Source organism: Protofrankia sp. CiP1_Cm_nod2, assembly GCF_920664355.1.
GTDB lineage: Bacteria > Actinomycetota > Actinomycetes > Frankiales > Frankiaceae > Protofrankia.
On record NZ_CAKKTL010000113.1, the window covers coordinates 1,703 to 3,222 of the forward strand.

The 1,520-nt window shown below is 73.6% G+C and carries 1 protein-coding gene; it reads right to left on the reverse strand.

What is annotated here, in order from left to right; genetic code table 11:
* Positions 1–1,520, reverse strand: a 1,520-nt coding sequence (locus NBW84_RS13890) for a class I tRNA ligase family protein (RefSeq protein WP_250285151.1), incomplete at both ends; no start/stop codon positions are given.

Here is a 1,520-nt window from a genome sequence, read left to right on the forward strand (position 1 = left end):
CGTGCCACCCGTTCGCTGAGCCTGGGCATGCGCCTGGGCACGATCTCGGTGGGCCCGCGGCCGGCGGGGCGGATCGCGAGGTCCGGCAGCGCCCGCCCGGCCAGGTCGATCAGGATGGGTGCCGCGCCGCGCAGCACCACCTCGGCCTCGTGGCAGAAGTCGCCGTCCTCGCCCACGCCCGTGCCCGTGCCCGAGCCCTGGCCCGCGGTCCACCCGGCCAGCCGGGCCAGCTGCTCGACGAGCGTCTCGGCCGCCCGGTTGAGGCTGAAGTAGGGCATGTCGTAGGCCGCGACGAAACGTTCGGTGACGCGCGCGGCGGCTGCCCGGGAACGTTCGGACACCGCCAGCGGCCCTCGGCCGGCCCACCTGTCGATCTCGGCCGCCACCCGGTTCCACGGCTCGACCAGACGCGAGCGGGTGATCCGGGCCAGCTCCTCGCGGCTGAAGCTGGTGCGCTGGAACTCCGGGCTGGTCGCGGCCAGGTGGAAGCGGATCAGGTCCCTCGGCACCTCGGCCGCCAGCTCCCGTCCCCCCAGCACATGGCCCCGGCTGGTGGAGAACTTCGCGTTGTCCAGCTCGTAGAACTCGTTGGTGAGGAACAGCTCCGGCAGGTCGTAGCGGCCGTCGTGCGCCAGCAGCATCGCGGTCCCGGCGACCGCGAACGGGTAGATGTTGTCGAAGCCGAGGAAGTAGACCACGCTCGAGCCGGACCCGGCCAGCCACAGCTCGTCCTCGGCAGCCAGCGGCGTGCCCCGGCGCTCGGCCGCCAGCGCGGAGCAGTACATGCTCCACGCCATCGGCTCGGCGTTCGGGTTGATCACCTGCCCGGGGACCTCGGGGAAGTGCGCGGGGATGCCCCAGGAGCCCGGGTAGGTGACCGGGTAGTCCGGCAGCGGCCGGGAGAGCATCTGCTGGACGGCCTGCGCCATGTGCGGGCGCATCATCGCGGCGTGGCCGGCGAAGTAGTCGCGCAGCCCGTCCCGGTACTCCTCCATGGGCAGCACCAGGACCCGCGCCTGGCGCGGCCGCACCGGCTCGTCCGGGTACATGGTCGAACGCGGGTTGAGCAGCTCCCCCGCGGCGACCGGATGGGCGCAGCTCTCGCACAGCCCCGCGCACCCGTCGGCCAGGCAGACCGGGCAGCTTCCGCGCACGTACCCGTCCACCAGGTACTGCCCGGTGCGCGGCAGGTACGGGAACGTCATCGTCCGCGCCCGGAGCTTCCCGGCGGCGTGCAGTCGCTCCAGGAAGCCCCAGACCGTCTTGGTGAACCGTTCGTCGACGCCGGTGAAGCCGTCGACGCCGATCCCCGCCGCGGCCAGGGACGCCTCCACCTGCCGGGCGGAGCGGGCCACCAGCCGCGCCGGCGTCGTGCCCAGCCGGTGGGCCGTGGTCACCACGTAGCTCGGGGTGTCCTGGATGCCGGTGCCGAGCAGCACCTCGCGGCCGGTCGCGCGTGCGTACCGGGTGTACACGTCGGCCGCCAGGAACGGGCCCGCCAGATGGCCCAGATGCAGGTC